Source organism: Mesorhizobium sp. B2-3-14 (assembly GCF_006442175.1).
GTDB lineage: Bacteria > Pseudomonadota > Alphaproteobacteria > Rhizobiales > Rhizobiaceae > Mesorhizobium > Mesorhizobium australicum.
This window is the reverse complement of sequence record NZ_VFVP01000004.1, coordinates 245,416-263,250: the sequence shown is the minus strand read 5'-3', so window position 1 is coordinate 263,250 and position 17,835 is coordinate 245,416. Positions and strand designations below refer to the sequence as shown.

The following is a 17,835-nucleotide window of genomic DNA, read 5'->3' as shown; positions in this document are numbered from 1 at the left end:
CTCATTCCGGCCCGTTTCTGCGCCGATACACTCCCTGTGGGAGGAATCGAAGCGGTGCGTCGGGGGTCGCATTGCTGGACATGAACAACCAGCTTTGAGGCCTTTTGTCGATGACTACCCCTGTTTCGCCAGATCGCGATTTGCGTATCTTGGAACGCGACACGCGTATCGATGTATTGCGCGCGCTGGCACTGCTCACCATCTTCGTCGACCATGTGCCGGGCACGGCTTTCGAGACCCTGACCTACAAGAATTTCGGGTTTTCGGACGCGGCCGAGGCGTTCGTGCTGATATCAGGCATTTCGGTCGCACTCGCCTACGGCACAAAGTTCCGGCCGGGTGGCCGGCTTCTGGCGACCTTGAAAATGTGGCGGCGGGCCGGCGTGCTCTACGTCGCCCACATCGTCACGACGATGGTGGTGATGGCCCTGTTCTGCGCCGTGGCGGTGTTTGCCAAGCGGCCGGAACTGCTGACGCTCATCAACATCGAGCCCTTGATGAAAAACACGCCGCAAGTGCTGGTCGGCATCGTCACGCTCGGCCATCAGCTCGGCTATAACAATATCCTGCCGGTCTATGCGGCGCTGCTTTTGATGGCGCCGGCGTTCGTCCTGTTCGTCAGCTCCAGGCCCGCCGCGGCGCTTGTCGTGTCCGGCACGCTATGGCTGGTTGCCGGAATTTGGGAGATCGCTCCGCCCAATTACCCCGAGCCCGGTTTCTGGTTCCTCAACCCGTTGTCCTGGCAGTTCCTGTTCAACATCGGCCTTGCCGCCATGCTGCATGTCAGGCGCGGCGGTGTCATTCCGGTCAACCGCTGGCTTGTCGGCGCGGCCGCGACCTATGTGCTGGCGGCTCTGGTGTGGGTGCATAGCCCGCTCTGGGGACAGATAACGTGGTTCAACCTGCCGGTGGTGATCGGCGGCTTCGACAAGACCTTCCTGTCGTTGCCGCGGCTGTTGCACGTCCTGGCGGTCAGCTACCTCGTCGTCGCCCTGCCGACGGTGTCAAACCTGTTCCGCACCAGCCCCGACCATCCGCTGGCCATACTGGGCAAAAGATCGCTGCCGGTCTTCATCGCCGGCACGGTGATCGCCATGGTCGCGCAGGTGATGAAGCTGATCAATCCGGGCGGGCTCGTCTATGACAGCCTGCTGATATCGGCCGGCATCGCCATGCAGTTCGCGCTCGCCTTCTATCTCGAATGGCTGTCGACCATCGGCGGTTCGGGCAAGGCCCGCACGGCCCAAACGGTTCCCTCGCCGGTTCGTGCGCCTTTGGGGACTGCCATGGCAAGAGCCAATCGGTAGGCGGTTCGGCCGTGCGGTTCAGCCGCGTGGCGAAGCCGTCGAGGCTCGCACGATCAGTTCGACCGGCAGTTGATGCCGGCTGACCGGCCCGTCGCTCTCCAGGATCGCCCTGACGGCAAGGCGGCCCATCTCGGCAATCGGCTGGGCGATCGTGGTCAATGGCGGCTCGGACACCGCTGCTTCCGGAACACCGTCGAAGCCGACGACGGAAACGTCGTCAGGCACGCTCAGCCCGCGTGCGCTCAGCCATTCGAGCGCCACCAGGGCTATTCTGTCCGACATGGCCAGAATGGCGGTGGGCGGCGTGTCGGAGGCGAAGATGGTCTCGAGCCCCGCCTTCGTGCTCGCCACGTCGTTGGCGGTCTCGTAGACAGGCACTTTGGACATGTCGACGCCAACCCGCGAAAGCTCCCGGAGATAGCCGGTGAGGCGATCGCGCGTTCCGGCATAGGTCGCCGCCCGAACCTGTTCGGCCGAAACAAGGCCCGTCCTGTTGTCGGCGAAGGGCAGGGCCATGACGGCGAAGCGGCGATGGCCGAGATCCGTGAGATGGCGGGCCGCCATGCCGGCGCCGGCGATGTTGTCAACTCCGATCGCGGCGACCGAGCCGTCCTCGGAGTCGAGGTCGAGCGCGACGAAGGGCAGCTTGCGCTCACGTGCCAACTCCACCAGGCGCGAGCCACCTTCGATGCAAAAGACGATGAAGCCGTCGACCAGAGCGCTCTGGATGTTCCAGGCAAGCTGCTCGTTGTTGGCGGCCGAGACCAGGGAAATGCCGGCTCCGGTCGCATCGCAAGCTTGCGAGATGCCCGCCATCATGACGCGCGCAAACGGATCGTCGAAGAAATAGGAGAGGGGCTCGGCGGTGGCCACGCCGATGGCGTTGACCTTGCCGGCCCGCAGCAGCCTGCCCTTTGGATCGGGGCCGCCATAACCCATTGCCTCGGCCGCGGCGCGAACCCGTTCGCGGACTTCCTCGCGCACGATCTCGGGGCGGCTGAATACGTTGGACGCGGTGCCGTGCGAAACACCGGCGGCCTTGGCGATGTCGGCCAGCCGTACGGGTCGTCGATTGCCTGCGGTGAGTGACGCCATTTGTGCGTGCCTCCTGACATCCATGTAGCACGTTCTTCCGCCGCATCTAGTATTTTCGTTGGATCGATTCAAATTTTGCTTGACCTGCGCCGGTTTCGATCCTAGGTTTGAATCGATCCAAGTGACAGCTTGTTCTGCTGAATAGCCAAAAAGGGAGGAGCGCCATGCATCCCGTCAACTACCTGTTCGCCGACATCTACCGCAACGACTGGAATATCGGGTCAGCCACCAACAAGGCTAGGCATCGTGGTGAGACGGGCCCATGGGTTCGCGATCTTCGCTTCTTGGTGGCGCGCAAGCGGAGCTGATCAAACCGACTTTTTTCGCGCCCGACGATTGGATCGATTCAAAGACAAGGAGGATGAGTCATGCATCCCATCAAGCATCTGTTCGAAGATATCTACCGCAACTACTGGGGCATCGCACCGGCCACACAGCGACCGGAAGCGCGACGGCGGGTGAAACCTGCTGTTGGCGGCCGTGCCCTTTGGGTCCGCCCGGAACGCCGCCGGGATTGACCTCAAGCAATCATTTCAGGGTCGTGGACGTGCCACGGCCGAGATCGCTATCGCCAGCCAGCCTGCAATGAGCAGGGTGCCGCCGATCGGCGCCGACATCGGAAACAGCCTTGAGCCCCAGAAATCGCGGGCGAGAAGATCGCCCGCGAAGAGGAGCAGCCCGGCGAGCAGAATGAGGCTGGCGATGCGCAGCCAGCGGTTCGCGCCGATAAGGCCGATGGCGAGGAAGACCGGCGCATGCATCAGCAGGAACGACGCGGCGGTGCCGGTAAAGGCGCCGCCGCGGTGGGCGGCGGCCGCCGAAAGCGCCACCCCCGCCGCGCCGACGAGGCCGCCGGCAAGCACGAGGAGGCGGCTGCCGTTTGGATCGGGGTTCATGGCCGGCGTGCTCCTTCTTTCTTCAGCAAGCGTCAGGGCTTGCGCGCTTCCAGCGCCATATGCCGCGTCCGCCGCGATTGGACGATCCAGTTGTAGGCCGCCCCGAGCGCCATCAGCACCGACGTGCCGAGAAACACCGCCGGCATGCCGAAATGGCCGCCCACAAAACCGCCGGCCAGTGGCCCCGCGACCTGTCCGACATACTGCGCCGAGATCGCCAGGCCAAGCACGTTGCCGCCAACGCCGTCGGGGATGTTGTGCCTGATGACACTGGTGATGCAGGGCAGGAGGCCGCCCAGCGCCAGGCCCATCAGGAAACGCAGGCCGATAAGCTGCCAGCTATTGGTGACAAAAGCCTGCGGGATAAGGAGCAGCGCCGAAACCGCCAGTGCTCCCACGACAACGTTCCAGTGCCCGATCCGGTCCGCGAGCTTGCCGAGCCAAGACGCCGAGAGGATGGTGCCCAGCGCGGCGGCCGACATCACAACGCCGGCGACGAGCGTCACCCTGCTCTGGTCCTCGATGAGCTGCTGCACATAGACGGTGATGATCGGCTCGATCGACATTGTGGCGAAGGCGAGCAGCATGCCGGTGGTCAGCATGGCCACGACCGGGCGCTTGTCCGGGATCTGCGACCAGCCGCTTTTCGGCTTTGCCGCCGACACCGGTTTGGCTGGCTTCGGACGCGGGCTCTCCTTGATGAGGAAGGTCGTTGCCAGGAAGGCGAGGAAGATCACACCGCCTGACAAGAGGAAGGTGGCGCGAATGCCGATCACCGGCGGCAGCACGCCGCCCAACAGGGGACCGACCAGCGAGCCCGCCGTAATGCCCGCCGACAGCACGCCAAGCGCCCAGCCGGAACGCTCCTTCGGCGTCTGCATGGCCACCAGTATGGTTGAACCGGAGGAGTAGCCGCCCGCGAAGCCGATCAGCAGGCGCAGCAGCACCAGTTGCCAAACCGTCTCGACCATGCCCGTCAGCGACATGCAGATCGCCATGCCGAAGGAGGCGCGCACCAGCATCACCTTGCGCCCGTAGCGGTCACCCAGGCGCCCCCATAGCGGCGCTACTGTGGCCGCGGCGAAGAAGGTGGCGCCATAAGCGACGCCGGACCACTGCACGATTGCCGCGTGGCCCTGTGCGCCGAGCTGTTCGACATAGAGCGGCAGGAATGGCAACAGCAGGGTCATGGCGATGAGCGTGCTGAACGAGCCCGCGAAACAGACCGCGAGATTGCGCCGCCAGTGAATGTTGTAGCCGCTTTGCTGCGTGTCTTCCTGCGTCATGCCCTGCCTGCCGGGTATCAGCGCTTGTTGCGGATACCATTTTGGGATACCAAACTGGTCTCCGTCATGAACTTCACGCCGGTCGCTGTCAATGCGGCTTCGGAAAGGGCGCGCGATGTCGCAGATGCAGAATGTCGAACGGCAGCTTCGCGAGATGATCCTGGCGCTCGAGATCGGGCCGGGAGAGCGGCTGACCGAACGCTGGATCGAAAGCCAGTTCGGCGCCTCGCGCACGCCTGTCAGGGCGGCGCTGCTGCGGCTGGAGACCGAAGGGCTGGTCGGCAGGGACGGGCGCGGCTGGACCGTTTCGCCCATCAATCTGGCCGAACTCGAGCAGGTTGCGGTCTATCGCGAGGCGGTCGAGATCGCGGCATTGCGGCTGACGTGCGGGCAAGCCGACAAGAGCGCCATCGATGTCATCGAGGCGATGCTCGATTCCTGCGACGAAAATACGCCGCGCGAGGAGTGGCATCGTGTCGGCATGGATTTTCACATCGAGCTGGCGCGGCTCTCCGGCAACGAATTCCTGTTCCGGGCGGTTCGTGACGCGATGACGCGCCTGTCGCGCGCCCGCTGGCTGGAAGTGCGTGACGAGACGGCCCTTGGCCGTGCCTGGGTCGAACATCGCGCCATTCTTGCCGCGACACGCCTCGGTCAGGCCGATGAAGCCGCGCGGCTGCTGTCGGCCCACATCGTCGGCAGCCGTGATCGGCTGGTGACGTCGCTTGCCAACGATCGACGTGGCCTTCGCGCCAGGGGATTTGCCGTCGTCGCCGCTTAATGCGGTCCATGCGCTGCGGCGCGCTGGCCGGAAAAACAGACGGGTCTGACGTGAAGCGCACTTTCGGCCTCGCTTCAAGGAAGCCGATGGCGTAAGAGCGGCGATGGAAAACAACCGGTTTGAAACACCTGTGACCGTCAAATCCGTCACGGCGGGAAGCACTCAGCTCTTGCGTTCGGCAAGGGAGGCTTCCGATTACCTCCTCAACAACTGGCCCGGCAAGCGCAGCCCCAAGCATCGTGCGGCGCTGCAGGCCTGTCACGACGCGCTCGCCGGCGACAAGCCGGCGATGAATGCCAGGCGCGCTTTCATCGCCGCGGCGCGGGAAGTGGATGTCTTCATCAGCGACAAGGCGCCAGCCTGATATTAGCTCGCGGTTTGGGCTGACAATTGGATTTGAGGCTCGGCCCGCATTAGCGGGCCGGATGCCGTTAATCCTTCGTTTCGGTCTCAGTCTCGGTTTCAGGCTTCGTACGTTCGCGCGCGGCAACCTTGGCCGCCAGCTTTTCAGCCTTCTTGGCCGCTTTCTGGCGGTCGCGCTCCTTGCGTTCCTGATCGTAGTTTGGTGCTCGCGCCATGTCGGCTCCTTTTGTGACTGCCTTGCGGCCCTGAGCCTGCCTAGGAGCATTAGCCGTCAAACACAACAGCCGAAGCGACAATGCGTGGCTGCGGCATCGAAGAGATGGGGCGCTTGCCAGATCGGCGCCACAATGATGTAGGACATGCGGGCGCCAATGAATTGAGAACCGCCCGTTTGTTTTGATCAGTGACCGATGGCCACAATTTCGCGGACCGCAGCAAAAATTTTCTATTATGCGAGAAACGTCGCGCGCGATGTCGCTCCGCAAGCGTTGTTTCGTGCCCGGCTGGCTGGCCGTCTCGAAAGGGCCAGGCTTTCCGGTGAGGCGGCGCGCCGCAGGCTGAATTACTACAACAAGTTGCAGGATGGTTTCGCGCCAAGCGCCGATGCCATGCGCATCGGCAAACTGCCCTTCACGCCGACCATGTACTATTACGACCTGAAGGAGTTCGCCCGCTACTTCGATCCCGGCCTGCTCATCGACCTGGAATTCGGCGACGTCAGGAATGTCCCCAAGGTGCCTTCGATCGTCAAGGACCGGCCAATCTGTGCTGACGACAAGAACGCGATCATCATGAAACTCGACAAGTTTCGTCATTTCCAGATGCCGGCTGACGCGATGTCGTTCGCCGACAAGCTGCCGTCCGTTGTCTGGCGCGGTGATCTCAACAATCCGATCAGGACAAGATTTCTGAACGCTGTGCGCGACCTGCCGTTCTGCGATGCCGGTTCGCACAAGCCGAACGCACCGCCCGAATACGCCAGGCCTTTTCTCAGCATCAGCCAGCACCAGCGCTATCGCTACATCGTCTCGCTCGAGGGCAACGACGTGGCGACCAATCTCAAATGGATCATGAATTCGAAGTCGCTCTGCATGATGCCGCCGCCGACCTATGAGACATGGTTTGCGGAGCGGCAGCTCGAAGCCAACGTCCACTATGTGCCGCTCGCGGCGGATTTCTCGAACCTTGAGGACCACGTCGCCTATTTCGAGCGGAATCCGGCGGAGGCGGAGCGCATCATCGCGGCTGCGAACGCCTATTGCCGGACATTCGACGACGAACAGACCGAGCAGACGATCTCCCTGCTGGTGCTCTACAAATACTTCGTGCTGTCGGGCCAGATCAAACCGGATGCCGAGGTGTGGCGCTACATAACGGGCTAGTTGCGGCGCTCGGTCGAGGCCGCCAGCCGCATTCGGGCGCTATCGGAATGCGTGGCTGGATGGTAGGGCAATCATGCTGCGGGAACCATCCCGACCTTCACTTGTTCAACCGCGTTTATCTTTGATCAAAAGAGTCCATGGCCACCCTCCAACGAACGACGGCAAAGGTCTTCTACTATGCGCGGAACGTCATGCGCGATATCGCGCCCCAGGCGATCTTCCGGCGGCGATTGGCCAGCCGCCTGCAGCAGGCCAGGCTCTCGGACGAGGCCGTGCGCCGGCGACTGAATCACTACAACAAGCTGCAGGACGCTTTTACACCAGGCCCGGATGCTGTGCGCATCGACAAGATACCGTTTGAACCGAGCATGTACTATTACGACCTGAAGGAATTTGCCCGCTATTTCGATCGATCATTGCTCATCGACCTGAAGTTCGGCGATGTCATCGGCGTGCCCAAGCTGCCGACCCTCGTCAAGGACCGGCCAATCCGCGCCGACAACGGCAATGCCGTCGTCATGAAGTTCAACAAATTCCGCCACTTCCACATGCCCGTCGATACCGTCGCCTTCGCCGACAAGCGCCCTGCCGTGGTCTGGCGCGGCGACCTCAACAACCCGATCAGGACACGGTTCCTGGATGTCGCGCGCGACTTGCCGTTCTGCGATGCCGGTTCGCACAAGCGCAGCGCACCGGCTAAGTACAGCAAGCCTTTCCTCAGCATCAGCCAGCACCTGCGCTATCGCTACATCGTCTCGCTGGAGGGCAATGACGTGGCGACCAACCTCAAATGGATCATGAATTCCAACTCGCTCTGTCTGATGCCGCCGCCGACCTACGAAACATGGTTCGGCGAGAGCCAGCTCGAGGCCGGTGTCCACTATGCGCCGCTCGACCCGGATTTTGCCGATCTCGGCGAAAAAGTGCGCTATTTCGAAGCGCACCCGGCCGCGGCGGAGCGCATCATCGCCGCAGCCAATGCCTATTGCCGCAAATTCTCCAATGAACGGGACGAGCATGCGATCTCCTTGCTCGTCCTCTACAAATATTTCGTGCTCGGCGGCCAGATCGAACCCGATCCCGAACTCTGGCGGTTTATCGGCGGCTAGCTCTGCTCTCGGCCTGACGCCGATCAGATATCGCTGCGGTCGAGAACCAGATCGGCGGGGCCGAAGCGATCCTTCGCTGTCAGTTGCTGGTGCCAGTAGGGGTAGAGCAGGGGCGGCCGGCTGACCGCGTCGAGGCGCTGGCGTTCTTCGGTGCCGAGCTTCAGGGCCGCCGCCGCAAGATTGTCCTTGAGCTGGACGTCATTGCGGGCGCCGATCACCAGCGAGGAGACGGCAGGGCGGCCGAGCAGCCAGGCAAGCGCCACCTGCGCCGCCGAGACGCCATGATCCTTGCCGATCTCGACCAGCACATCGACAATCCGCCACAGCCGGTCCTCGTCGCGGATCGGCGGCTCGAACCAGCCGGCAAGCTGGCGAGCGGTCGGGCTGTCGCGGCGGTATTTGCCCGACAGCAGGCCGCCGGCGAGCGGACTCCAAACCAGAACGCCCAGCCCCTGGTCGACCGAGATCGGCAAGAGCTCGTACTCGGCCTCGCGCGCTTCCAGCGTATAGTGGATCTGCTGGGTGACGAAGCGTTGCTGGTGACGGCTGTCGCTGATGGAAAGCGCCTTCATCACCTGCCAGCCGGAATAGTTGGAGCAGCCGATGTAGCGCACCTTGCCCTGGCTGACCAAACTGTCGAGGGCGGCAACGGTCTCCTCGAGCGGAGTGAGGCCGTCCCATTGGTGGACGAAATAGATGTCGATGACATCGGTCTTCAAGCGCTTCAGGCTGCTCTCGCATTCACGGATCAGATGATGGCGCGACAGGCCCTCGTCGTTCGGGCCCTTGCCGATCCGCATCCGCGCCTTGGACGCGATCAGCACATCGTTCTTGCGCTTGCCGCCGAGAGCTTCGCCTATGATCTCTTCGGAGAGGCCGTTGGAATAGACATTGGCGGTGTCGATGAGGTTGATGCCGGCATCGATGCACATATCGATCATCCGCTTGGCTTCGGCGAGATCGCTGTTGCCGACCGCGGCGAAGGGCCCGGCGCCGCCGAATGTCATGGTGCCAAGCGTCAGTGTCGAAACCTTCAGGCCGGAACGGCCAAGGGTGCGGTATTCCATGTCAGATCCTCACGATTTTGTTGAAGAGGCGTGCCGGCAAGGCAGGCCTGGAAGGCGACCGCGCATTTGTAGGACAATTCGGCCGGCTTGTCGCCATGCGACGACGGTCGATCGATCAGACATCGCGGAATTTGCAACGTCGGCAATTGCGCCTGTGCTGCAATAAAACCGTCACCGCCGGCCTATATTGAAGTCGGCTCAGGTGTTTCCATTCCCGGCCGCCGGCCAGCAATTTGGAGCGCCCAGTGGTAACCGACAGGGCTTGCAAGCGGAGCAGTTGATATGACCGAGCTGAAACAGAATTCCCCTGCCAAGGACTGGCTTGAAGCCGAGCTCGCCGACACGCTCGACGAGGACTATGAGCTCGAAATGTCGGAGCCGGCCCTCTCGATGGAGATCGCCAAGATCTACAAGAACTCGCATCCGCCTTCGATCGATCGCATGCAGTATTTTCGCGACCTGATCAGCCTCCAGTCCGAATTGATCAAGCTGCAATCCTGGGTCGCCTACCACAAGAAGAAACTGGTGGTGATATTCGAGGGCCGCGACTCCGCTGGCAAGGGCGGCGTCATCAAGCGCATCACACAGCGGCTCAATCCGCGTATCTGCCGCGTCGTGGCGCTTCCGGCTCCGACCGAACGCGAGAAGTCGCAATGGTATTTCCAGCGCTATGTCCCGCATTTGCCGGCAGGCGGCGAGATCGTTTTGCTCGACCGCTCCTGGTACAACCGCTCCGGCGTCGAACGGGTAATGGGTTTTGCCAGCCCCGAGCAGGTCGAGGAGTTCTTCCATGACGTGCCGGAGTTCGAGCGCATGCTGGTGCGCTCGGGCATCACCGTGGTCAAATATTGGTTCTCGATCACCGACGAGGAACAGCAAATGCGCTTCCTGATGCGGATCCACGACCCGATGAAACAGTGGAAGCTGTCGCCGATGGACCTGCAGTCGCGGGTGCGCTGGGAACACTACACCAAGGCCAAGGAGGAGACCTTCGCCCGCACCAACATTCCCGAGGCGCCCTGGTTCATCGTCGAGGGTAACGACAAGAAGCGCGCGCGGCTGAACTGCATCGACCATCTGCTCAAGCAGCTGCCGTATGAAGAGGTGCCGCACGAGGAGATCACGCTGCCGGAGCGCGTCTTCAACCCGGAATACGAGCGCCAGGTGCTGCCGCGCGAGCTTTACGTGCCGGAGAAGTATTGAGCGAGAGTTTTGTCTTTCTCCCCGTATAGTGACGGGGAGAAATGGGCTTTCGTCGAGGGTTTCTCCACCTTACGCCCGTTTGATGACGACGTGCGTGGCCAGTGCCGTCGCAACCTGTTCGCTGCACTGGTAGCCAAGATTCAGCATGTTGAGGCCCGCAAAAAGGTTCTCGCCTCTGCCAAGCAGCACCGGCGAGATCGCCACGTGCATGTCGTCGATCAGCTTTTCCTGCAGATACTGCCGGATGGTGGAGATGCCGCCGCCGACCCGCACATCCTTGCCTGACGCGGCGGCTTTGGCCTGTTCGAGAGCCGAATGGATGCCGTCGGTTACGAAATAAAAAGTCGTGCCGCCTTCCATCACGATGGGATCGCGCTTGTAATGCGTCAGCACGAAGGTCGGGACGTGATAGGGCGGATTGTCGCCCCACCAGCCCTTCCAGCTGTCGTCAGGCCACTCGCCCCGGATCGGCCCGAACATGTTGCGGCCGAGGATCCAGGCGCCGACATTCTCGAAGCTGCGCGCCGCAAAGTCTTCGTCAACGCCTGTCTCGCCGCCTTCCTGGCCAAACATCTTGCGGAAGGTGCGAGTGCTGAAAGCCCATTTGTGCAGGGCCGGTCCGCCGACACCGAGCGGATTTTCAAGGCTCTGATCGGGGCCGGCGCCATAGCCGTCAAGCGACAGGCTGAAAGCGTTGACGCGAAGTTTGGACATGAGAACCTCCTCCTTGAGAACCAGTTGTCTTTTGCAAGTGGTTTCTTCTAGCAAACTGATTTTGAATTGCAAGTGGTTTTTCGAGCCGGAAAAGGTATTTCCGATTGCCGCCAAGCTACGGCCGCCGCCTCATTGGCCGGTCGGTTGGCGCGCGACGATCTCAAGGGCCTCGCTGTGGCTGATCGTCAGTCTGCGGGCGGCAAGCGCCTCCCGCATGGCTTTCGCCATCGTCTTGGCATCGCGATAGGCAAGCATGTCCGTTTCTTCGGGTCACGGCGAAGCCTTTGTCAGTGCCCGCAATGCCGACACCTTCGCCCGACGGAGAAACGGGTCAGGAAGCATCCTCAGGAGGCGTTCGCCATACCTCTTGGCCGAGGTGCGGGCTGCCGGCCGCTCCCATCATAGCTGCAGCCGCCAGTTTTTGTCAGCGGGTTTTCGATAGAACCGCCGACCAGTCGAAAGAGTGGTGACATCTACTGAAGTGCCTTGCCCGGGAAGTCGGGCTACCCCTTCAGCATCACAGCCACTTCGGGTGCGAAATAGGTCAGGATGCCGTCGCAGCCGGCGCGCTTGAAGGCGAGCAACGATTCCAGCATCGCCTTCTCTCCATCGATCCAGCCATTGGAATCAGCCGCCTTGATCATCGAATATTCGCCCGAGACCTGGTAGGCGAAGGTCGGCATCTGGAATTCGTCCTTCAGCCGGCGGATGATGTCGAGATAGGGCAGGCCGGGCTTGACCATCAGCATGTCTGCGCCCTCGGCGAGGTCCTGTTCGGCCTCGCGCACCGCCTCGTCCGAATTGGCGTGGTCGATATAATAGGTCTTCTTGTCGCCCTTGAGCAGACCGGCGGTGCCGACCGCCTCGCGATAGGGGCCGTAAAAGGCCGACGCGAACTTTGTGGCGTAGGACATGATCGCCACGTCCTGGAAACCGTTGGCGTCGAGCGCGTCGCGGATGGCGCCGATACGGCCGTCCATCATGTCGGACGGCGCGATGATGTCGGCGCCGGCCGCCGCCTGGATGACGGCCGCCGCCGCGACTTGTTCGACGGTCTCGTCATTGACGATGATGCCATCGCGCAGGATGCCGTCATGGCCATGGCTCGTGAACGGGTCGAGTGCGGCGTCTGTGATGATGCCGATCTCGGGTACCGCGTCTTTGATGGCGCGTGTGGCGCGGTTGATGATGTTTTCAGGGTCGAGGATGTGGGAACCCGTCTGGTCGCGCAGGCCGAGATCGACGTTGGGGAAGGTGGCAAGGGCCGGGATGCCGAGCTTGGCCGCCCGTTCGGCCTCCTTGACGGCAAGGTCGACCGAAAGCCGGAAGACGCCGGGCATGGCGGCAATCGGCTCTCGGACATTCCTGCCCTCGACGACGAAGATCGGCCAGATCAGGTCGTCGACCGAAAGCCTGTTCTCCTGCACGAGCCGGCGCGACCAGTCGGCCTTGCGCATGCGGCGCAGGCGGCGGCTGCCGGTGACGTCATCGACGCTGCGCGTGCCGGCAGCTTTTGCTGGGGTGAATTTGTTCATGGCCAAAACTCCGGATCCGCGGCTTTTACCACGAGCCCTTGTGCTGACCAATGCGACACGTTTGTGCCAGCGCCGAAAGCTGCCACAGCGCTGTCCCGCCACGCCTATTGGTTCAGGGCTGCCCGTTGCCCGAAAGGATCTGTGCCGCGCCTCCGATTGCCACACGGAACGCGTCGTCGAAGCTGACACCGCGCACCTGCCAACGATAGGTCTTGCCGTGATCGGCCAGTCGCCAATCGGCGACCCAGCCCAGTTCCTTGTCGCTCCACACGATGGTGCCGGCGAGCGCTCGGTCGCCTCCGGCTTGCTTGGCCACTCGATCCAGCCTTGCCATGTCCGTCGCGCGCAGCGCTTCTTCGCCCAAGCCGGCAAGTTGCGCGGCCTTGGGAAACGCGACATGCATCAGCATCGGCCCGCTGGCATTGACGAAGGATTCGCGCATCGTCTCGCCACGCCCTTCCTCGGCGCTCAGCATGAAATGCCGCGCGCCTTGTTCGGTCGTGAGGAAGACGGTGAGTGTCGGCCGCTCGCCAAGCCAGGGCCTGCTGCCGAGCGACGCCAGCAGCCTGTCGATCACATCAGGCTTGTAGAAGCAGGTGAGATCATGCGGCCGGTCATGCGTCCCTTGCTCGTCATGGATCGGAATGCCCTCCATCCGGTCATGGTAGCGGAACGAGTCGACAAAGCTGCCGGCCTTGTCGCGCAGCGCGTCCATTTCGCGTCTGGCAAGCAGCCGCTGATCGCCCGAAACACGGACGAGCACCTTGTCGAGGCAGGTCCTGAAGCCGAGCTGACGATTTTCTTCACCCTGGCCGGTGACAATGGTCTGCGAGTGGTAAAGGTCGCCAAGGTCGGCTGCCCCCGCGGGGACATTGGTTGCCCACAAAAACGACAGGCAACTCAGAACAAAGGCAAAGCGCAAAAAATGCGGCATGGCTAACTATCCTGCTCTCGGCCTGTCGTAGCGGCCACCAATGTCTAGCATCGGCGACCGCTAGCCGCCAAGATCGAGGCGGCCGGGCTGCAGCCATTGACGCACCCATGTGCCGCCTTTAGCACTTCAGTCCCGCAGGCGCGGGAACAAGGATTCTCTGGCGATGGATTTTGGTGGAGGCGACGAAATTCGCTTCGAAAGGTTGGGCAGGGCCGGGGTCGTCACGCTGACGCGGCCGCAGGCGCTCAACGCCGTCACCCATCGCATGATCAAGGCACTGGGCAAGGCCCTGCGGTCTTGGGAGCGCGACGAGGGTGTGGATGTCGTCGTGGTCAAAGCCGAGGGCAGGGCGTTTTCGGCCGGGGGCGACATCCTGCACATCTACGAAGCCGGCCGGGCTGGAAACCCACCGGTCGAATTTTTCGCCGACGAGTATCGCCTCAACGCCTACATCGCGCGTTTCAAGAAGCCCTATGTGGCGCTCATCGACGGTATCGTGATGGGCGGCGGGGTCGGCATTTCCTTCCACGGTTCGCACCGGGTGATGACCGAGAATGCCCAGTTCGCCATGCCGGAGGTCGGCATCGGTTTTTTCCCGGACGTCGGCGCCAGTCATCTGCTGCCCGACCTTGGCGGTTCCTTCGGCATGTACCTGGCGCTGACCGGGAACCGCATTCGTTATGGCGATGCGCTGTGGTCGGGGCTGGCCACCCACACCATCAAGGCTGAAGACCAGGCAAGCTTCCTCGATCGGCTGGCGCTGACGGGCGATCCGGAATCGGTGCTGCGCGGTTTCTTTGTTCCGGCCAAGCGGGAGACCGACAGGCCGATCCTGGAGGCGATCTCCCGCCATTTCGCCCAACCGTCGCTGCCGGATCTGATCGACAGCCTGGACCGCGCGGGCAATGACGAATTCGCCACCGGGACGCTGGCAACGATCCGCACGCGCTCGCCGACCAGCCTTCGCGTCGCCTGGCGACAGATCAGCGCCGGGCAGACATTGTCGATGGACGACTGCATGAGGATGGAGTTCCGCATCCTGAACCGGATGCTGGCCGGCCACGATTTCTACGAAGGCATCCGCGCCGCCATCATCGACAAGGGCTCGAAGCCGCAATGGCGGCCGGCAGCGATCGATGCGGTTAGCGAGGCGGATGTCGAGGCCTATTTTGCCCCGCTCGGCGATCGGGAGCTCGAGTTGTGAGCGAAGTGACATCGAGACGCGTCATCCTGCAGCCCTCGACGGTCGAGGTGATCTTCGCCTGGTTCCAGCGCGTCATCGCGGGCTACTGCCTGCTGTTCGGCATCCTCTACTGGATCAAGCTGATCGGCTTCTATCCGGGCCCGCTGTGGCGGTTCGACCTTATGCCGGTGCATTGGCAGGTGGCGGCGGTGATGCTCGCCGTGTTCTTTCCCTTCGCTGCGGCGGGGTTGTGGATGCTGGCGTCCTGGGGTCCGGTGATCTGGTTCATCTGCGCGGTCACGGAGACGGTCATGTATGCCGCCTTTCCCGAGCTTTTCGGCCATCGTCTGCTGATTATCGTCTCGCATGCCTGCGTGGCGCTGCTCTATATCGTCTTTCGCGTCGTCATCTACCTGCAGAAACGACCGGCACGGCACTAATGCATGTCGCCCCGAAGTGTCCTCGGTTGCGGGACAACGACATGCATAAAATCAGAAGCCTGCGGCAGGTCGGGCGAATCCTATTCGCCGCGACATGCTGCAAGCCCTTGTACGCGTTGACGACCTGGCGACCGCCTGAATCCGGCGCGGCGATCATTGCCTAAATCTTTAGGTTAATCATCCTTGCTCGGGTGACCGTTCGTTAAGCGTCTTGCGAAACCTCTTACCGGTAAGCTCTTGTTAGCCCTAGCGTTTAAGTCGAATTTTATGAGTATTCGATAGTGTCGCGATCAAGGTGAAAAACAAAAAATCACCAAGGCGACAAACGAGAGGCAAAGACAATGATCAATTCGCGTCCGGCGGCGAAGACCGCCAACGTTTCCGACGATCGCCGCGAGGCTATCCGGTCCCTGTACATGGAATCGCTGCAGCTGGTCGAGCGCCTGCACCGCCGTCTGCTTGATGTCATCAAGGACGAATTCGACCGCAACGGCCGCTCCGACATCAACGCCATCCAGGCGCTGCTGCTCTTCAACATCGGCAATTCCGAGCTGACCGCCGGCGAACTGCGCTCGCGTGGCTATTATCTCGGCTCGAACGTCTCCTACAATCTGAAGAAGCTGGTCGATCTCGGCTTCATCAACCACCAGCGCTCGCGCATCGACCGCCGTTCGGTCCGCGTCTCGCTGACGCCGAAAGGCAATGAAGTGGCAGACGTGGTTGCCGGTCTCTATGAGCGCCATGTCGGCTCGATCGAACAGGTCGGCGGCATCAACACCGACGAGTTCAAGCAGATGAACCGCGCTTTGCAGCGGCTCGACCGCTTCTGGAACGACACGATTGCCTACCGGATGTAAGAGCATCCAGGAAACGGAGCCGCGCCGCAGAAGCGTGGCCGAAACAGCGACCTTCAGTCAGGGCCGGTGCCGAAAAGCACCGGTCTTTTCTTTCTTGCGTCCGGCCAAAGCAAATTACGGGCCAAGGCCACGTTGCCGCCATATTCCAATGGAACCGAGAGCGGCAGTGATGCTGTGGTGAAGACCATGCGTCCACCCGCAACCGTGTCGCGCCCCTTGCCTTGGTCGCCAATGTGATACGGACCATGGTTGGCTAATTGTTAAGATTGCCGATTTTAGAGTGCGGGCGAGATCGCGCGATGGTTGACGCAGCAAGTGATCGAACCGCCACAAGAATGTCTGGAACGTCCATGAGAACCAGCCGCCGCTTTTTCCTTTCCGGAGCCTCCGCGCTCGCCGCCGCCGTGATGGCTGGGCGTGCGAATGCGCAGGATGTGATCGGGGATATCCTGAAATCCTCGGCCCGCGGCAACTGGGACGATCAGTTCGATGCCCGCGCCAGCGAAGGTGGCAAGGTGGCCTCGACGCTGCCCATCTTCAGTCCCCAGACCGTCGCCTTCACCGAGCAGGCGGTCGCGCAGTATCAGAACATTGTCGGGCAGGGCGGTTGGACGGACGTTCCCGCGACCAAGAAGCTGCAACTCGGCGTCGACGATCCGGACGTGGTGCCGCTGCGCAAGCGCCTGATGGTTGCGGGCGACCTGTCGCAGAGCGCCGGCATTTCGACGGCTTTCGATTCTTACGTCGATTCGGCGGTCAAGCGCTTCCAGTTGCGCCACGGCCTGCCGGCTGACGGCTCGATGGGCAAATACACCTACGCCGCAATGAACGTTTCGGCGCAGATCCGGCTCGGCCAGTTGCAGACCAATCTGCAGCGGCTGAAGGAAAAGGCCGGCACGCTGGGCAGCCGTTATGTGCTGGTCGACATTCCGGCGGCGCAGATCGAAGCGGTCGAGAACGACCGCGTCGTGCTTCGCCACACCGCGATCGTCGGCAAGATCGATCGCCAGACGCCGATCGTCAATTCCAAGATCAACGAGATCATCGTCAATCCGTACTGGAACGCCCCGGTCTCGATTGTGCGCAAGGACATCATTCCGCTGATGCGGAAGGATCCCGATTATCTCAAGAACAGCCATATCCGCCTGTTCGCGCCCGATGGCAGCGAAGTCGATCCGATGAATGTGGACTGGTCGACGGACGATGCCGCCAAATACCGTTTCCGCCAGGATCCCGGTTCCGAAAACGCCATGGCGTCGGTCAAGATCAATTTCCCGAGCCCGGACGGCGTCTACATGCACGACACGCCGCAGCAGAGCCTGTTCGGCAAGATGATGCGCTTCGATTCCTCGGGCTGCGTGCGTGTCCAGAACGTGCGCGATCTCGTCACCTGGATCCTTCGCGACACGCCCGGCTGGGATCGCCAGCATTTCGAGGCGGCCATCAAGACCGGCCAGAACACGCCGATCCAGGTCACCAACCCGGTGCCGGTGCATTTCCTCTATCTCTCTGCCTGGTCGACAGGACCCGGCGTCGTCCAGTTCCGCGACGACGTCTATGCGCTCGACGGCAACAGCGAACTGCAGATCACGTCTTCGCTGTAACGAGCTGATATTTTTTCCAAAAAGCCGCTCTCAGGGGCGGCTTTTTTGTTGCGGACGCCGTCAGATCCACTCATTCGAC

20 protein-coding genes and 1 pseudogene are annotated in these 17,835 nt (G+C 62.1%); 12 read left to right on the top strand and 9 right to left on the bottom strand.

Going from position 1 to position 17,835, the window contains the following annotated elements:
• Positions 1–110 precede the first annotated feature (110 nt).
• A complete protein-coding gene (locus FJ950_RS13050; RefSeq protein ID WP_140617072.1) occupies positions 111–1,307 on the top strand; it encodes an OpgC family protein in 1,197 nt (398 codons plus the stop codon).
• 18 nt (positions 1,308–1,325) lie between these two features.
• Here FJ950_RS13050 and FJ950_RS13045 read toward each other — a convergent pair whose 3' ends face one another.
• Positions 1,326–2,402, bottom strand: a complete 1,077-nt coding sequence (locus FJ950_RS13045) for a substrate-binding domain-containing protein (protein ID WP_140617071.1) — start codon at positions 2,400–2,402, stop codon at positions 1,326–1,328.
• A 164-nt stretch (positions 2,403–2,566) separates the two neighbouring features.
• Between FJ950_RS13045 and FJ950_RS29500 the strand changes: the two genes are divergently transcribed.
• Together FJ950_RS29500 and FJ950_RS29495 are read left to right on the top strand one after the other, a co-directional pair.
• Positions 2,567–2,710 (top strand): hypothetical protein, encoded by a 144-nt coding sequence (locus tag FJ950_RS29500; protein WP_015318269.1) that lies wholly within the window; start codon positions 2,567–2,569, stop codon positions 2,708–2,710.
• 60 nt (positions 2,711–2,770) lie between these two features.
• Positions 2,771–2,920: a hypothetical protein gene (locus FJ950_RS29495; RefSeq protein ID WP_181171193.1), complete on the top strand. Its 150-nt coding sequence runs from the start codon at positions 2,771–2,773 to the stop codon at positions 2,918–2,920.
• 15 nt (positions 2,921–2,935) lie between these two features.
• Here the strand turns inward: FJ950_RS29495 and FJ950_RS13040 are convergent, their stop codons facing one another.
• Both FJ950_RS13040 and FJ950_RS13035 read right to left on the bottom strand, forming a co-directional pair.
• Entirely contained in the window at positions 2,936–3,298 is a 363-nt protein-coding gene (locus FJ950_RS13040) for a DUF423 domain-containing protein (RefSeq protein ID WP_140617070.1), read from the bottom strand.
• A gap of 32 nt (positions 3,299–3,330) precedes the next feature.
• Positions 3,331–4,584 carry a multidrug efflux MFS transporter gene (locus tag FJ950_RS13035; protein ID WP_140617069.1) on the bottom strand — a complete coding sequence of 418 codons (1,254 nt, stop codon included), beginning with the start codon at positions 4,582–4,584 and terminating at the stop codon, positions 3,331–3,333.
• Between the two features lie 115 nt (positions 4,585–4,699).
• Here FJ950_RS13035 and FJ950_RS13030 point away from each other — a divergent pair, with 115 nt between their 5' ends.
• Together FJ950_RS13030 and FJ950_RS13025 are read left to right on the top strand one after the other, a co-directional pair.
• Positions 4,700–5,365 carry a GntR family transcriptional regulator gene (locus FJ950_RS13030; protein ID WP_015318265.1) on the top strand — a complete coding sequence of 222 codons (666 nt, stop codon included), beginning with the start codon at positions 4,700–4,702 and terminating at the stop codon, positions 5,363–5,365.
• Positions 5,366–5,468: 103 nt separating this feature from the next.
• On the top strand, positions 5,469–5,729 hold the full coding sequence (locus tag FJ950_RS13025) for a DUF982 domain-containing protein (protein ID WP_015318264.1): 261 nt from the start codon (positions 5,469–5,471) through the stop codon (positions 5,727–5,729).
• Positions 5,730–5,796: 67 nt separating this feature from the next.
• Here FJ950_RS13025 and FJ950_RS13020 read toward each other — a convergent pair whose 3' ends face one another.
• Positions 5,797–5,943 (bottom strand): hypothetical protein, encoded by a 147-nt coding sequence (locus tag FJ950_RS13020; RefSeq protein ID WP_015318263.1) that lies wholly within the window; start codon positions 5,941–5,943, stop codon positions 5,797–5,799.
• A gap of 195 nt (positions 5,944–6,138) precedes the next feature.
• Between FJ950_RS13020 and FJ950_RS13015 the strand changes: the two genes are divergently transcribed.
• Positions 6,139–7,110, top strand: a complete 972-nt coding sequence (locus tag FJ950_RS13015; protein ID WP_140617068.1) for a glycosyl transferase family 90 — start codon at positions 6,139–6,141, stop codon at positions 7,108–7,110.
• Between the two features lie 137 nt (positions 7,111–7,247).
• Entirely contained in the window at positions 7,248–8,219 is a 972-nt protein-coding gene (locus FJ950_RS13010) for a glycosyl transferase family 90 (RefSeq protein ID WP_140617067.1), read from the top strand.
• A 23-nt stretch (positions 8,220–8,242) separates the two neighbouring features.
• Here FJ950_RS13010 and FJ950_RS13005 read toward each other — a convergent pair whose 3' ends face one another.
• Positions 8,243–9,286, bottom strand: coding sequence for an aldo/keto reductase (locus FJ950_RS13005; protein ID WP_140617066.1), 1,044 nt, complete (start codon positions 9,284–9,286; stop codon positions 8,243–8,245).
• Between the two features lie 282 nt (positions 9,287–9,568).
• Between FJ950_RS13005 and ppk2 the strand changes: the two genes are divergently transcribed.
• A complete protein-coding gene (gene ppk2 / locus FJ950_RS13000) occupies positions 9,569–10,489 on the top strand; it encodes a polyphosphate kinase 2 (protein ID WP_015318259.1) in 921 nt (306 codons plus the stop codon).
• Between the two features lie 69 nt (positions 10,490–10,558).
• On the opposite strand, the gene FJ950_RS12995 is transcribed toward ppk2, so the two are convergent.
• The 4 genes and pseudogenes from FJ950_RS12995 to FJ950_RS12980 form a co-directional block, all read right to left on the bottom strand.
• Positions 10,559–11,203: a dihydrofolate reductase family protein gene (locus FJ950_RS12995; protein WP_140617065.1), complete on the bottom strand. Its 645-nt coding sequence runs from the start codon at positions 11,201–11,203 to the stop codon at positions 10,559–10,561.
• Positions 11,204–11,347: 144 nt separating this feature from the next.
• Positions 11,348–11,458 (bottom strand): annotated as a pseudogene (locus FJ950_RS12990) (glyoxalase superfamily protein); the annotation flags it as partial.
• A 248-nt stretch (positions 11,459–11,706) separates the two neighbouring features.
• A complete protein-coding gene (gene hemB / locus FJ950_RS12985; protein WP_140617064.1) occupies positions 11,707–12,738 on the bottom strand; it encodes a porphobilinogen synthase in 1,032 nt (343 codons plus the stop codon).
• Between the two features lie 112 nt (positions 12,739–12,850).
• A complete protein-coding gene (locus tag FJ950_RS12980; protein WP_140617063.1) occupies positions 12,851–13,672 on the bottom strand; it encodes a DUF2066 domain-containing protein in 822 nt (273 codons plus the stop codon).
• 163 nt (positions 13,673–13,835) lie between these two features.
• Between FJ950_RS12980 and FJ950_RS12975 the strand changes: the two genes are divergently transcribed.
• The 4 genes from FJ950_RS12975 to FJ950_RS12960 all read left to right on the top strand — a co-directional run bounded on the left by FJ950_RS12975 (position 13,836) and on the right by FJ950_RS12960 (position 17,756).
• The gene (locus FJ950_RS12975) at positions 13,836–14,876 is read left to right on the top strand and encodes an enoyl-CoA hydratase/isomerase family protein (protein ID WP_140617062.1); all 1,041 of its coding nucleotides are present in this window, start codon (positions 13,836–13,838) and stop codon (positions 14,874–14,876) included.
• The gene (locus FJ950_RS12970; RefSeq protein ID WP_140617061.1) at positions 14,873–15,295 is read left to right on the top strand and encodes a DUF6163 family protein; all 423 of its coding nucleotides are present in this window, start codon (positions 14,873–14,875) and stop codon (positions 15,293–15,295) included. Before FJ950_RS12975 ends, FJ950_RS12970 begins: the two co-directional genes overlap by 4 nt.
• A 341-nt stretch (positions 15,296–15,636) precedes the next feature.
• Positions 15,637–16,152 (top strand): winged helix DNA-binding protein, encoded by a 516-nt coding sequence (locus FJ950_RS12965; protein ID WP_013896002.1) that lies wholly within the window; start codon positions 15,637–15,639, stop codon positions 16,150–16,152.
• A gap of 350 nt (positions 16,153–16,502) precedes the next feature.
• Positions 16,503–17,756, top strand: a complete 1,254-nt coding sequence (locus FJ950_RS12960) for a murein L,D-transpeptidase (RefSeq protein ID WP_015318251.1) — start codon at positions 16,503–16,505, stop codon at positions 17,754–17,756.
• Positions 17,757–17,835 lie beyond the last annotated feature (79 nt).

Excerpts from the sequence above, each read along its gene's own strand:
- FJ950_RS13050 (WP_140617072.1), top strand. The coding sequence starts at position 111 with ATGACTACCCCTGTTTCGCCAGATCGCGATTTGCGTATCTTGGAACGC.
- FJ950_RS13045 (WP_140617071.1), bottom strand. The coding sequence starts at position 2,402 with ATGGCGTCACTCACCGCAGGCAATCGACGACCCGTACGGCTGGCCGAC.
- FJ950_RS29500 (WP_015318269.1), top strand. The coding sequence starts at position 2,567 with ATGCATCCCGTCAACTACCTGTTCGCCGACATCTACCGCAACGACTGG.
- FJ950_RS29495 (WP_181171193.1), top strand. The coding sequence starts at position 2,771 with ATGCATCCCATCAAGCATCTGTTCGAAGATATCTACCGCAACTACTGG.
- FJ950_RS13040 (WP_140617070.1), bottom strand. The coding sequence starts at position 3,298 with ATGAACCCCGATCCAAACGGCAGCCGCCTCCTCGTGCTTGCCGGCGGC.
- FJ950_RS13035 (WP_140617069.1), bottom strand. The coding sequence starts at position 4,584 with ATGACGCAGGAAGACACGCAGCAAAGCGGCTACAACATTCACTGGCGG.
- FJ950_RS13030 (WP_015318265.1), top strand. The coding sequence starts at position 4,700 with ATGTCGCAGATGCAGAATGTCGAACGGCAGCTTCGCGAGATGATCCTG.
- FJ950_RS13025 (WP_015318264.1), top strand. The coding sequence starts at position 5,469 with ATGGAAAACAACCGGTTTGAAACACCTGTGACCGTCAAATCCGTCACG.
- FJ950_RS13020 (WP_015318263.1), bottom strand. The coding sequence starts at position 5,943 with ATGGCGCGAGCACCAAACTACGATCAGGAACGCAAGGAGCGCGACCGC.
- FJ950_RS13015 (WP_140617068.1), top strand. The coding sequence starts at position 6,139 with ATGGCCACAATTTCGCGGACCGCAGCAAAAATTTTCTATTATGCGAGA.
- FJ950_RS13010 (WP_140617067.1), top strand. The coding sequence starts at position 7,248 with ATGGCCACCCTCCAACGAACGACGGCAAAGGTCTTCTACTATGCGCGG.
- FJ950_RS13005 (WP_140617066.1), bottom strand. The coding sequence starts at position 9,286 with ATGGAATACCGCACCCTTGGCCGTTCCGGCCTGAAGGTTTCGACACTG.
- ppk2 (WP_015318259.1), top strand. The coding sequence starts at position 9,569 with ATGACCGAGCTGAAACAGAATTCCCCTGCCAAGGACTGGCTTGAAGCC.
- FJ950_RS12995 (WP_140617065.1), bottom strand. The coding sequence starts at position 11,203 with ATGTCCAAACTTCGCGTCAACGCTTTCAGCCTGTCGCTTGACGGCTAT.
- hemB (WP_140617064.1), bottom strand. The coding sequence starts at position 12,738 with ATGAACAAATTCACCCCAGCAAAAGCTGCCGGCACGCGCAGCGTCGAT.
- FJ950_RS12980 (WP_140617063.1), bottom strand. The coding sequence starts at position 13,672 with ATGCCGCATTTTTTGCGCTTTGCCTTTGTTCTGAGTTGCCTGTCGTTT.
- FJ950_RS12975 (WP_140617062.1), top strand. The coding sequence starts at position 13,836 with ATGGATTTTGGTGGAGGCGACGAAATTCGCTTCGAAAGGTTGGGCAGG.
- FJ950_RS12965 (WP_013896002.1), top strand. The coding sequence starts at position 15,637 with ATGATCAATTCGCGTCCGGCGGCGAAGACCGCCAACGTTTCCGACGAT.
- FJ950_RS12960 (WP_015318251.1), top strand. The coding sequence starts at position 16,503 with ATGAGAACCAGCCGCCGCTTTTTCCTTTCCGGAGCCTCCGCGCTCGCC.